We start from the raw sequence: 13704 nt of genomic DNA, 5'->3' as shown, positions 1-13704 counted from the left end.
GATACCGCTACCGGCCAAGCGGTGAATTTGTCGCTTAACGGTACAGTCGTGGAAGGCCGCACGGCGATTAGCAACGATCTGGTATTCACCGTCAGCGTCGCCGCCAATGGTGACGTCACCCTCGACCAGATCCGGGCGGTGGTGCATCCCGATCCAACCAATCCGGATGATTCGAAGACGCTGACCTCGGATAATCTGGTGACCCTGACCGCCACCATCACCGACAAGGACGGCGACAGTGCCCATGCCACGCTGAACATCGGCCAAAACCTGGTGTTCAAGGATGACGGGCCAAGCATCAGCACCACCGGCACGGAGCCAGTCCTGACGGTCGACGAAACGGTACTGGCCACCAACGATACCCAGAGCTTTACCGCCAACTTCAGCTCGGCGTTTGGCGCTGATGGTGCGGGCACGCTGACCTATGCGTTGGGCGTGGTGGCCGGAGGCTCCGGACTGACCGATACGGCCACCGGTGAGGCGGTCAACCTGTCGCTCAACGGCAGCGTGGTCGAAGGCCGCACGGCCATCACCAACCTGCTGGTGTTCACCGTCAGCGTGGCGGCTAATGGCGATGTCACCCTCGACCAGCAACGGGCCGTGGTGCATCCCGACCCAACCAATCCGAATGATTCGACCAGTCTGAGCTCGGACAATCTGGTGACCCTGACCGCAACCATCACCGACAAGGACGGCGACAGTGCCCATGCCACCCTGAACATCGGACAAAACCTGGTGTTCCAGGACGACGGCCCTACACTCGCCTTTGGCAACCTGATCGGCACCGGTAGCATCCTTCCACAACAAGGGTACTGGGATCACTCGGCCGGAGCCGACGGACTGGGTGCAACAGGTCTGGATATTTCGTTGGTGAATAACCAATTCACCCTCGTCAGGCCAGACAACACGACCACGACCGGAACCGGCACGCTCACCGAGCAATCGCCCTCACCGGACGTCAATGGCGCGTTCCACTTCGCAGGGACTCTGACCGGCGATTTCGACAACAACGCCGCCACCGCGAATACCACCGTTGACTACACGCTGACCGCCTTTGCCAATGGCACCTATGCACTGGACCTGGTGCAAGGCTTCAGTTCGCAGATCGTGCTCAGTAGTGCCGACGGCTCGCTCAGTGCCGGCGGCCCGGATCCGGTGCGCACCTTGTTAATCCCGCCGCAGAATCCGCCGACTATTCCTTCGCCATCTGAGGAGATTGTGTTCTTTTCCGCGAAGGCAACGGCGTCGACTGCGGACATCCTGACCGGTATCGGGCTTGGAGCCCCCGACCCCACCGAAGCCCAGCTACAGACCAACCCGCTGCCGTCGTACATCGACCCGGCGGCCATGAACGTCAGCACGGCGGGCATCGGTATCGCCAATAACCTGTTCCAGGGAGACAACCTGGCGGCCATCAGCAATGCCGATGAAAGCTTCGTGATCAACCCGGAAAGCCTGCTGACGAGCGTGAAGGTCTTCATCGACAACTCCGTGGGGGGGTACAACACGGCGACCGAGGACCTGTACTACAGGGCCTACTATGACGATGGCACGTTCTCGAACCTCACCGAGGTGAACACCCTGACGCCGGAGGCCGGTGGACAGGTGTCCTTCCTCATTGAGCAGCAGGGCACGAAGCTGATCGACGCGGTTCAGCTCACGATGGGTCGAGGCGAGATCAAGATCCCGACGATCGAGTTCACTCATGAGACCGAGAGCCTGGCCAGCGATGTCAAGCTGGCGTTCAACGCGACGCTGACGGACAAGGATGGGGACTCGGCGACGAGTACGTTCGACGCCAACCTGTTCGCCAACGACTTGGGCACCACCTTCGACTTCACACTGGTGGGCACGAGCGGTGAGCGGGATGCCTTCAACGTCGATTTGTCATTCACCCAGAACAAGTATCAGGTCACCGGCTTCGATGCGAGCGCAGGACTGCGCGACACGCTGGTGCTCAACGGCGACCAGAACGCCGTTGTCCAGTCGATCGACAACAGCGGCGCAGACAGCATCGTGACGGTTGCCGAAACGGGAGGACAAATCACGACCATCACCTTGGTCGGGGTTGATGTTCTGAATACCGACATTGTCCATGGCAGCGCCTGAGGCAGCGCGCATGTAAAACAATGTGAGGGTGGTGAAAACCACCCTCACATTGTCTTTTGCAGTTCTGATATGAAATTCGCACGAATCGCAGGCGGCATGCCCCAAACGGAATAGGCGGCGCCGCGCCTTCGCGTCCTCATCCCGTTTCCCCCTCCCAAGTAGTCTGAAACTCCCAGCCCGTCTGGGAGTATCGGTCGATGCGCAGTACCCCGGCGCCTTGCCATAGTTGCGCGAAGATCAACGGTCCAACGGTCAGGCCTCGATGACCGCAACTGCACAGGAAAAGTCATGACTATTAGCACTCTGAGCGTCGTGTCCACCGGCGTGGACGTTACGCTGGACGAAACGACCGGGTTGCAGAACGCCACCGCCACGCCAGGCGCTGCGGAAGACGCTAACGACAACGACACGGCGACACCCCTGCCCTCGGCCTTCTCTACCCGTTTGACCGCCCTTGGGGCAGGTACCGCAATGGATGCGGCCTTGAGTGGTTATACCGGTGCCGTGGGGAACACCGGCAGTGATGCGTTCACCATCAGCGGCGCAACAAGCGCTACCGATGTCAGCTTCGTTGGCAGCAATGGCGCGCCACTCAATGGCGTGGACAGCGGACTGTTTACCCTCGATGGCACCAGCATCCTTCTCTATACCGATACGGTGAACAACAATATCCTTGTGGGCCGAGCTGGGGCAGGTGGCGCGATCGTGTTCGCTGCCTATATCGACGAAACCGGATCGCCGGTCACGGGTGGCAAGATCTGGACCGTGGAGTACCAACCGCTCAAGCATCCAAATATTACGAACCCCGGTTCCGATGACTCGGTCGATCTGACGGGTTTGGTTTTCATCGGAGCCAGTCAGAACCTGGAGTTCAGCCTCCAGAATGCTCCTTCCGGTCAGAACCTCTTTCTGATGTTCACGACAGCGACCCCGACTGTTGTCAACGACGGTGGTGTCTTGCGGATCACGGATCCCGCCGTCATTGCCACCGGCAAGCTACCGGCGAATCAGTCCGGGCTTGACCCCAACAGCACGGCCGACGACATCAATATAACGACTGGCGACACGATCAATACCAGCCAGGCGGGCGGGCCGACCACCTTCGGCACCAACAACCAGATGATTACGGAACAGGAAGGCATTCGTTTTTCGTTCGTCTCGGGTGCCAGGCAGAATGTGACCATTCCCAACCTGGATCAGAATGAAGCCGATCTTGAGTCCAACATCGATTTTACCGGCGTCGTCAATGTGAAAACGGTCAGTTTCGACGTCGTGCAGTTGCAAAGCGGCAAGAGTGCTGTCGTAAAAATCAGCGCATTCAGCACCGATCCTGAACCTAAAACGGACTTCATCGACGGATATGCGGATGATTCGGCGATTCCCATCACCAGTGTTCGCGTCATCAACCTCAGCACCGGGCAAGTGATCGAGAATTCAAACGGACCGGAGAATGATCCGGCCATTACCATCAGCTTTGCGGCTGGGGTTGCAACCCTCACCGGTATTAAAGCCGGCTATCAGATTGAATACACCACAACGCTGGATCACAACCGAGTGCTCATCGAGAACGGGGCGGCCCTCGACGCCAAGGGCAATACCCACGCCGATTTTGATATCGACGGCCTTCACCTGCTCCAAGCCTCTATTACGAAAGCCGAAGTCGGCTCCCAGATGATCTTCGAAGACGACGGACCGGCGGCAGCCGGGACCGCTGTAACGGGAACCGTCGACGAGGACGGCCTGACCAATGGCATTGCCGGTGGTGTGGGCGACGTGACTGGCGAGGCGACCACGGCCACCGGCAGCGTGACCGGCATCTTCCAGTCCGGCGTCGACACGCCGCTGACCTACGCCTTGTCGAGTGACACCAGCGGCTTGGCGGCGCTGAGCTCGGGTGGAGTGGCGCTGGTGTACAGCGTCTTGGGTAACACGCTCACCGCCAAGGCCGGTACGACCGACGTATTCACCTTCAGCCTCACCGCAGCGGGCGCCTACACCTTTACCCTGCTCAAGCCGCTGGATCACGCGGCAGGCAACGACGAGAACGACATCACCATCAACCTGGGTTCACTGCTGAAAGCCACCGACAAGGACGGTGACACGGTGACGGCCGCGGCCGAGAAACTGGTCATCACCGTCGACGACGATACGCCGACGGCGACCGGGACCGCCGTGACGGGAACCGTCGACGAGGACGGCCTGACCAATGGCATTGCCGGTGGTGTGGGCGACGTGGCTGGCGAGGCGACCACGGCCACCGGCAGCGTGACCGGTATCTTCCAGTCCGGCGCCGATACGCCGCTGACCTATGCCTTGTCGAGTGACACCAGCGGCTTGCCGGCGCTGAGCTCTGGCGGGGTGGCGCTGGTATACAGCGTCTTGGGTAACACGCTCACCGCCACGGCCGGCGCGACCGACGTATTCACCTTCAGCCTCACCGCAGCGGGGGCCTACACCTTTACGCTGCTCAAGCCGCTGGATCACGCGGCAGGCAACAACGAGAACGACATCACCATCAACCTGGGCTCACTGCTGCAAGCCACCGACAAGGACGGTGACACAGTGACGGCCGCGGCCGAGAAGCTGGTCATCACCGTCGACGACGACACGCCGACGGCGACCGGAACTGCCGTGACGGGAACCGTCGACGAGGACGGCCTGACCAATGGCATTCCCGGTGGTACGGGCGACGTGGCTGGCGAGGCGACCACGGCCACCGGCAGCGTGACCGGCATCTTCCAGTCCGGCGCCGATACGCCGCTGAGCTATGCCTTGTCGAGTGTCACCAGCGGCTTGCCGGCGCTGAGCTCGGGCGGGGTGGCGCTGGTGTACAGCGTCGCGGGCGACACGCTCACCGCCAAGGCCGGCGTAGCCGGTGCCGACGTGTTCACGTTCAGCCTCACCGCAGCGGGTGCCTACACCTTCACGCTGCTCAAGCAGCTGGATCACGCGGCTGGCAACGATGAGAACGATATCACCATCAACCTGGGCACGCTGCTGCAAGCCACCGACTACGATGGCGACACGGTGACGGCCGCAGCCGAGAAACTGGTCATTACCGTCGACGACGACACGCCAATCGTGACGGCCAAGTCGAACCTGATCTATGCGAACAGCAGCAACGGGTCGCTTGTGACGGATCACGGTGGAACGGGTGTCTTCGGTTACTCGATTGGCGCGGACACCCACGCGACACCTTACAGCGCTTCGAACTCCGACTTCCTGTCCGTGGCCCTCACGGGCGTCACGGTCGGTACGAACGCCATCACCAACAAATCGGTGAGTTGGGTCTCGGAGACTGATAGCCAGGCGACGTTCAACGTGGGCTTCACCTACGTGTCCAACAATCCGGCGCAGGGAGCGACCAGCAACGCCACCGGCACGCTGATCTTTGACAAGGTGGCTGACACCTATACCTTGAAACTGGATCAGGAGATTCAGAGCTTCAGCATCCTGAACACCTCGACGCCTGGAAACCCCCTGCAGGGCTATGCGCTTAACTCAGACACGACCGTTGGATCGAATCCGCCAGTCTCGGTGATGACGCTTGCCAGCAACTTCTTTGTGCAGTTCGAAGGATTTGGCGTGAATAATGGGACGCCGCAAACCTTCGCTTATGACTCCGGCACAGGCTTGTTCTCGAATGATCGACGGTATGTCACGGTCTCATCGGATTCGATTGGCGCTGCCAGCGACACACTCCAATCGGACGAGGTGATTGATCTGGACTTTTACAAGGCAAATCCGAAAGGGCACACCGATTCTCTCCTGGACAGGGCCACGAGCAAGGCAATCTTTATCGAGTTCACACAAGCCGGTATTGGCGCCGGCAAAGACATGGTGGTGGTATTGAAGCTGGTTGATGATGTTTCCGGGGCAACCATCAATCGGACCTTCATTGTTGGGAACTCCGTCGGTAACGACGACGTTCTCAATGACAGTGTGCCCGCCTACGGCTTCGTGGCCAAGGCACAGAACGGCATCGTGGTCTTCGAGAGCAATGACTACAACTTCGGCACAGAACACTACTCGATCCAGGGCGCGCAAGTGGTGACATCGACCCAAAACACAAGCGGAACCGGGTACCAGCTCAATGGGGCCATCGACAATCCCGCGACTCCGGGGATTGAGGGCGCAACGCTCAGTTCCAGCCTGACAGCTTTCGGCGGCGACACGACTGAGGGCAATAACGAACCCATCAAGATCGTCAACATCGGCTTCGTGTCCACGACTACACCGGACGCCCACCTGACCTTCGATGTGGCGCTGACGGATGCCGACGCTGACACAACGGCCACGCAAACCCTGGACGTAACGATTGTTGGCGACAACCGCGTGACGGCCTCAACGGGGGTGAACACGTTCGTGATCGCCGACACCGACGTCGACGGGCTGCTCTCCACGGTCTTGACTGTCGTCGATGGCGGCTTTGCCACTGGCACTGACAAGCTGGACTTCACAGTGGCGGGTTCGGTGACGAACTTTACCGAAGTGCCGGCACCAGCCACCAACCTGGCGGCGTTCACCGCCGCCGCCGATACCGCGCTGGACGGCACGACGAAATACTACTTCGGCGTCGTTGGAGGCGACGGCTACCTGGCATTTGATGCCGACGGCAATGGCATTACCACCATCATCGAGTTGGTCGGTGTGACCCACATCGCAAGCACTGACATTGTCTGAACATCACTGAGGGCAAACGGCCTGGCTCCCACAAGGGGCCAGGCCGTTTTCATTTGGGTCGCTTCGTTCCTGAGCCAACGAGGCCAGACGAGCTTCCCGGGTTCAAGGGGTGCAAAGTCTTTGACACCACGCACGCCAACGCCGCAAACAGCCTCTGACGCTGCTGCACAGCAAAACGATGGGTCCAGGGGTATTTGGGGGTTGGGTAGAAGCTATTGACGGGATTGGAGGGGGTACAGGAGCCCGTTTGTCCCCTGCCTGCGCCACACCGTGGCGCGCACCCGTCAGTCCGATTGTGCCCGAGTGGACTCGGGCGGGTCTTCGTTGTTGTTGGTGAGCCCATGCTTCTGCGCGTACATCAGCAAGTCGATGCGATTAACGAGATGAAGCTTTTGATAGATGTTGCTGAGGTGGTTATGCACAGTGTGTTCACTGATGCCCAGGCGCCCGGCGATGCACATGTATTTGGCGGACGGATCCCCCACGATGGCGCGAATCAGTTCCCTCTCGCGCAGCGTCAGCTGCGCCTGTTTCGCCTGCTCCGAATTGCGTTTCAAGGGCATATGCCCGGTCGCGGCATAACCGGAAAGCCCAACAGCCCAAGACCTATTCTGTCCGATGTCGCGATGGTGGACCTGGATGATGGCGCGAATGATCGATTCCGTCGGGTCTTCCGCCAGCACGATGCCGCGTGCGCCCGCTTCTATCGCCTGGGCAACGGGGACGGTTTCGTACAGGCCCTTGAGCACCAGCACTTTCATTTCGGCGCTACGGGCGAGTCCGGTGATGACCGACAGCGGGTTCAGCGCATCCGGAAAGAAACTGAAAAAAATGACATCGGGATGCAACTGATCGGCAAGGTCCAGCGCGTTGGTATAGGTGGTGGCCTGGCCGCTCACTTCCATCTGAGGCTTTCGGGCATTGATCACGTCTTGAAGACCCATGAGCACGAGGGGACGACAATCGATCAGCATCACGCGTATTGGATTTCTTTGGGCCGTCATTACTTTCCTGACTCCCTTGAAAGATGGACTATGGCCTTACACCCGCTGGCCTTTCTGGATCAGCAACTCGCCGGGCAAAGCCATCGAAACGACATAAATAGGAATAATCATCAATGGCTTGCGCATGATGATGTGCTACTGCCAGCCGCTCAACTGAGTCTAGGCCAGCACAGCACGCTGCCGGCCCGCCCATCTGCCAGTCGTCGACTCAAGCCTTATACGGATAGCACGGGAGACGCTCAAAATAGATATAAAACTCTTTAAAATCAATGTAATAGCTTCGAACTTGGCGGCTCGAAACCAAAGTCTGACCCCGACCAAATCGTCAATTAACCGACGAATGGCGCACGAACAAGTACAGAAGTAATAATGGCGTCAATTTATCGTCGAAATCTGTCGAGCACGCATTGAAAAACCAGCCTGGCAGCGTCCAGTCAGGCCGGAATACAAGATCGGTATTGCTGGCAGGATCAGGGGGATGTGAGGCTTTGGCTGGAGCTGCCCGGGCCCAACCAGGCATTAACGTTTTCGACACCCTCGACAGGCGGTTTTCCCGCCCAGCGATTGAGCGTGAAGACATTGGTGACGAAGTCGTATTGCGTCTTGAGCAGATCTCGACGAGCCCGGAATTCGTTGCGTACGCTGGTCAGTACATCGACGGCATTGACCATTCCGTAACTGAGTCCTTTCTCTGCCGCCACTCTGGACAGCTGTGCCGAGGCCAAGGCATGTCGGCTTGCACTGATCTTTTCTGCGCTCGAGTTGGCCGTCAGGTAAGCGGTGGTGATCTCCTTGACCACCTGGCGCTGGACTGATTCCAGTTGCTGCTCCGCCACAATCTGATCCTGGTAGAGCCCACGCACCCGCGCCGAGGTTGAACCGCCGCTGTATATCGGCACTTGCACGCCAATACCGGCGACATAACTGTCGGTACGGGGCGCCAGGGAGTTGTTGTAGCCCTCGTTGGTCTGCTGCGCGCTCAGCGTAAGGCTCACGGTTGGATAGTGCCCGCCCTTGCCGCTGCGCAACGCAGCGCCTGCTGCTTCGACACCGCTTTGGTTGGCCTTGAGCGCCGGGTTTTGCTCTATACCCTCGCGGACCCACGAATCAAGACTCTGTGCCGACACCTGTAGCTGTACGTCATCGCGAATCCGGTTGAGCTTCTCCTTGACCGGCCGGCCGACGATCTCCGCCAGTGCCTCGCGCGTGATACTGGCCTGGTTCCGTGCATCCAGTTCCTGCGCCGCCAGCAAATCCACCCGGGCCTTGAGGTCGAGCTGATCGGTAATCATTGCCAGCTGCTTTTCGTACAACGCATTGACTCTGTCCAGACTCTTTTGCGTGGTTTGACGCTCCGCCTTCACCAACTCCAGCTCATCCTCGGCCGCCAACGCGGCGAAGTAACGCTGCGCCAATTCCACTGTGGCCTCGGCTTGGGTTTCCAGCGCTTCCGATTCTGATTGCTTGGCCAGGCTTTTGAATTTTTGGTAGTTCTCCCACGCGGCCTTGTTGTAGAGGTACTGACGCAGCACCAGGCTGTAGATTTCGCTATCGTAACTGCGCTGCACCAGGTCGTTCTCCTGATGAATCCGGTTCTGCCCGGCGTTGAGCGATACCTGTGGCAACAGCGAACCCAGGGCCTCGCGCTGATGTTCCTGGCCCGCCTTCGCTCGCGCAAAGGAGGCCAATACCTTCGGATCTTCCAACCGGGCTTCGCGATATAACTGCATGAGGTCGGTGGAATACGTCGAGGCACTGACCCCGGTCGGCTTTGCTTCAGTGGTTTGCGCCAGAACGGGACCCGCGGCAAACATGAACGCCCCGCCCAGCAGAACTGTCGACGCTCGCATGATCATTCCTCGATCATTGATTGAGACATGACATCACGGGCCGGCTGCATCAAGTAATGCAATAGCGTGCGTTCCCCGGTGATGATCAACACGTCCGCCGGCATCCCCGGCAATAACTTGCGCTCACCCAAGGTACGCACACCAGCTTCGGTTACCCGAACCCGCGCCAGGTAATAGCCCGCACCGGTCTTTTCGTTGGTCAGCCGGTCTGCCGACACGCTACTGACCACGCCCTCGATCACCGGAGTGGTCGAGCTTTTGAACGCGCCGAAACGAATATCGGCACGCTTGCCGATGGCGATGCGGTCGATATCGACCGGTGCCACCTGGGCCTCTATGACCAGTTCGGAAACCGATGGAACAATGTCCAGCAGCGGCGTCGCCGGGCGCACGACGCCACCAATCGTATGCACCGTCATGCCAATCACCATACCCGCCTCGGGTGCGCGGATGATGATATGGCTGAGCCGGTCCTCCAAGGCGGAAGCTCTTTCTTGCAGGTCGTAGATTTTGGTCTGAACCTCGGCCAATTGTTTGGCGACGTCGGCATTAAAGTCTTTATCGACTTGTAGAATCTGCAGCTGTGTTTCGTTGATCTGCAGGCGAGTCCTGGTAATGGTGGAACGGTGGTCGGCCAATTCGGACTTGACCATTTCAAGCTTGCGCTGCTGCTCAAGCAGACGTTGTTTGTCGACGAATCCTTGCGACAACATGTCGGTCAATTCAACGATTTCACCGCTGTAGGATTTATTCAGTTGGCCCTTGACACCAATCATCGCCTCCAGCCCCTTGATCTGTTGATTCAACTGACCAATGCGCTCTTGCAGCACCGATATCTGGCCCAGCCGTGACCCCCGTCGTGCATTGAATACCTGGGTCTCACCCTGGCGGGCTTCGGCACCTCGCAGACTGTCGGGATCGGTCATGACGCCAAAGTCAATCACCGGCAGATTGTCCCGCTCAGCCTTGAGTCTTGCCTCCATGGCTTTGGCGGCAATGAGCTGGCCTCGGGTCATCTCGTATTCGGCTCGCAGCTGGGCATCATCGAGAACAATCAGCGGATCATCTTGCTTGACGATGTCACCGTCATGGACCAGCACCTCTTTGACGATGCCACCTTCGAGGTGTTGTACCGTTTTTCGGTAAGCCTGCACGGTGACCACGCCAGGCGCGTAAGCAGCGCCATCGAGCGGTGCGATCGCCGCCCAGGTGCCGAACACCCCGAAGGTCATCAATACAATGCCAAAACCCAGGCGACGGATCTTTCGATCAGATACCGCCAGATCGGCGAAGTTATCCATTTGACGACTGAGCATCGTACGGTTCATCGGCATCGCCCTTACGAGTAGCCACCGAAGCCACGCTTGCACCTGCTTGTGTGGCGTGCCTTTGCGCCTGCTGCGCATTGAGTTCGGCCAGCACTTGCTCGCGTGGTCCATAGTGACTGATGGTGCCACCGATCATCACCATCAGCCGGTCAAGTTGGGACACGATGTTGGTTCGGTGGGTAATCACAAAGAGGGTTGCCCCTGTCAGCTTGATCTGCTGGATGGCCGCCGCCAAGGCGCGATCACCAACTTCGTCGAGATTGGAATTGGGCTCGTCGAGAATAATCAGCCGCGGGTTGCCATACAGGGCGCGGGCCAGGCCTATGCGTTGGCGCTGCCCTCCCGACAGCATGACGCCATCGCTGCCAATGACGGTGTCATAGCCATCGGGTAACTGCAGAATCATTTCGTGAACGCCAGCAGTCTTGGCCGCCAGAATGACTTTCTCGGAATCGACCTCGGTGAAGCGGGCTATGTTCTCGCTGATGCTGCCTTCGAATAACTCAATGTCCTGGGGCAAGTAACCTATGTACGGCCCAAGTTCATGTTTGTCCCACGCGCTGATGTCCGCGCCATCGAGTCGGACCACCCCATGCTGCGGCGCCCATACCCCCATCAGTGCCCTGGCCAGCGTGGACTTGCCCGCGGCACTTGGACCGATGATTCCGACAACGCAGCCAGCAGGTACGTTGAAACTAATGTTGTTGATGATCGGGGTTTTCGAGCCAGGTGCCGCGACGACTAAACTCTCCACCTGCACGTTCCCTTTAGGCGCAGGCAATGACATACGCTCGGGCTGAGCCTGTTGTTTGTCGAGGATGTCGTTGAGACGGCGGTACTGCGAGCGGGCTGCAATAAAGCCCTTCCAGCTGCCGATGATCAGATCGATGGGGGCCAAGGCGCGCCCTAGCAGCACGGACCCGGCAAACACCATGCCTGGCCCCACCTGGTGGTCCACGGTCAGGTACGCCCCCAGACCCAGGATCAGCGATTGCACCAGGATCCGGATGGACCTGGAAAGCGTACTGATGATGCCACCTCTATCGCTCGCCCCGGATTGCAGCAACAGGACATTTCTCTGGCGACGCCCCCAGCGGTCCATCAGGGTTTCTAGCATGCCCATGGACTCGATGACTTCAGCGTTGCGCAGATTTTTCGTGGTGTGGAGCGTCGCGCCAATATGTTCCTTGTTAGCCTGGGCAAGTGTCGGCCCCGTCAACCTCTCGTTGAGAAATGCGAGAAATAACAACAACAACGCACTGCCCACCGCTACCCAGCCATACCAGGGATGGAACATGAACATCACAGCGACGTAGATAGGCAACCAGGGCGCATCGAAAAAGGCGAACAATCCATTACCGGAGAGAAACTGTCTCAAGCCCGTCAAGTCGTTGAGCGGCTGGGCCGAGGCATCCATGCCGCCACTGTCCAGCGCCCGTTTGAAACTGGCCTTATAGACCTGGCGACCCAGCAACACATCCAGCCGGGTACTGACCCGAACCATGATGCGCGAACGGACCCATTCCAGCGCGCCGAGCGTGACCACCAGCCCGGTCATGATCAGCGTCAACATGGCCAGGGTGGTCAGACTGCCGCTGGTGACCACTCGTCCATACACCTGAAGCATATAGAAGGTAGGAACGAGCATCAGCGCGTTGATGAAAAAGCTGAAAAAGCCAACAGAAACAAAGCTGTCTCTACAGGCTTTCAACGCTATTTTCAGACTGTTTTCAGGTGTGTTTCGCATGGAAACCCCTGCTCGGGAAGTCATACCTTGAGGAGCTTAGATCATGCCGAACGACTGTGCGCAGCCGTTGGCCAGATCGCTTCAGGCAACGAGTTTTATCCCGGGTTGACGGTCATTTCGACTGGACGCAAGTAAAGCGTCACCGACAAGATCCGTTCCGCCAGTACTTGTCCTATCCTTCCCTCCAACTCATCACTGCGGACATCGAAATGCCCAGCCCCGAATCCACCCTCCTCCAGAGCTGGCACCACAACGCCAAGCCCTGGATCGAGGCTATCCGCACCGGCACCATCGAAAGCCGACTCAAAGTCACCGACCAGGCAATCCTGCTGGCGATACTGGGCCGCCAACCCGAGCGCGTGCTCGACCTGGGCTGCGGCGAGGGCTGGCTGTTGCGTGCGCTGGCTGAACGGGCCATCGAGGCGGTCGGTGTGGATGGCGATGCGACACTGGTCGAGGCAGCGCGGGCGGCGGGCTCTTCGCGGGTGCATTTGGCGAGCTATGAGGAGTTGGTAGAGGCCAAGGTGGACATCGGCAGCGACTACGACCTGATCTGCGCCAACTTCGCCCTGTTGCACCAGGACATCATCCCCCTGCTCGCCGCCATGAACGCCCTGCTCGCCCCCGGCGGCGCGCTGGTGATCCAGACGCTGCATCCGTGGACTGCGGCGGCGGGCGACTATCAGGACGGTTGGCGGGAAGAGACCTTCGCCGGGTTCAAGGGGCAGTGGCAACCCATGCCGTGGTACTCGCGCACCTTGTCCAGTTGGCTCAATGCCCTGGACATGGCCGGTTTTCGGCTGGCCAGCCTGCAAGAGCCGCAGCACCCGCAAAGTCCGGTGCCGCAGTCGTTGTTGTTGGTGGCTGAGCGATAACGCTTTTACACCTGTCAACCTGGTCTGAGATCGGTGCTGTAATTCTGCCCGGACTCTCCTCGTCCATGGGCAGCCAGAGAAAATAGTGGCGAACAGTTAGCACGTGCC

General features: G+C 59.2%; 7 protein-coding genes. 3 read left to right on the top strand and 4 right to left on the bottom strand.

Features of this window, described 5'->3' with window-relative positions:
• On the top strand, positions 1-2109 hold a 2109-nt coding region (locus AF70_RS19630), incomplete at its 5' end, for a DUF5801 repeats-in-toxin domain-containing protein (protein ID WP_256677944.1).
• A gap of 288 nt (positions 2110-2397) precedes the next feature.
• On the top strand, positions 2398-6792 hold the full coding sequence (locus AF70_RS19625; RefSeq protein ID WP_032831142.1) for a hypothetical protein: 4395 nt from the start codon (positions 2398-2400) through the stop codon (positions 6790-6792).
• A 284-nt stretch (positions 6793-7076) separates the two neighbouring features.
• On the opposite strand, the gene AF70_RS19620 is transcribed toward AF70_RS19625, so the two are convergent.
• From AF70_RS19620 to AF70_RS19605, 4 genes are all read right to left on the bottom strand, one after another.
• A complete protein-coding gene (locus AF70_RS19620; protein ID WP_026331616.1) occupies positions 7077-7796 on the bottom strand; it encodes a LuxR C-terminal-related transcriptional regulator in 720 nt (239 codons plus the stop codon).
• A gap of 470 nt (positions 7797-8266) precedes the next feature.
• Entirely contained in the window at positions 8267-9646 is a 1380-nt protein-coding gene (locus AF70_RS19615) for a TolC family outer membrane protein (RefSeq protein WP_026331615.1), read from the bottom strand.
• Between the two features lie 2 nt (positions 9647-9648).
• Complete coding sequence (locus AF70_RS19610) at positions 9649-10962, bottom strand: HlyD family type I secretion periplasmic adaptor subunit (protein WP_028940785.1); 1314 nt, start codon at positions 10960-10962, stop codon at positions 9649-9651.
• The gene (locus AF70_RS19605; RefSeq protein ID WP_028940786.1) at positions 10940-12721 is read right to left on the bottom strand and encodes a type I secretion system permease/ATPase; all 1782 of its coding nucleotides are present in this window, start codon (positions 12719-12721) and stop codon (positions 10940-10942) included. The genes AF70_RS19610 and AF70_RS19605 overlap by 23 nt, the downstream gene beginning before the upstream one ends.
• A 209-nt stretch (positions 12722-12930) precedes the next feature.
• On the opposite strand from AF70_RS19605, the gene AF70_RS19600 reads away from it, so the two are divergent.
• Positions 12931-13596: a bifunctional 2-polyprenyl-6-hydroxyphenol methylase/3-demethylubiquinol 3-O-methyltransferase UbiG gene (locus AF70_RS19600; RefSeq protein WP_019578659.1), complete on the top strand. Its 666-nt coding sequence runs from the start codon at positions 12931-12933 to the stop codon at positions 13594-13596.
• Positions 13597-13704: the final 108 nt, after the last annotated feature.

This window comes from Pseudomonas sp. KD5, assembly GCF_012932895.1.
GTDB lineage: Bacteria > Pseudomonadota > Gammaproteobacteria > Pseudomonadales > Pseudomonadaceae > Aquipseudomonas.
Note: the sequence above shows the minus strand (reverse complement) of the source record. Positions and strands in the feature narration are given on the sequence as shown.

Excerpts from the sequence above, each read along its gene's own strand:
- AF70_RS19600 (WP_019578659.1), top strand. The coding sequence starts at position 12,931 with ATGCCCAGCCCCGAATCCACCCTCCTCCAGAGCTGGCACCACAACGCC.
- AF70_RS19615 (WP_026331615.1), bottom strand. The coding sequence starts at position 9,646 with ATGCGAGCGTCGACAGTTCTGCTGGGCGGGGCGTTCATGTTTGCCGCG.
- AF70_RS19625 (WP_032831142.1), top strand. The coding sequence starts at position 2,398 with ATGACTATTAGCACTCTGAGCGTCGTGTCCACCGGCGTGGACGTTACG.
- AF70_RS19605 (WP_028940786.1), bottom strand. The coding sequence starts at position 12,721 with ATGCGAAACACACCTGAAAACAGTCTGAAAATAGCGTTGAAAGCCTGT.
- AF70_RS19610 (WP_028940785.1), bottom strand. The coding sequence starts at position 10,962 with ATGCTCAGTCGTCAAATGGATAACTTCGCCGATCTGGCGGTATCTGAT.
- AF70_RS19620 (WP_026331616.1), bottom strand. The coding sequence starts at position 7,796 with ATGACGGCCCAAAGAAATCCAATACGCGTGATGCTGATCGATTGTCGT.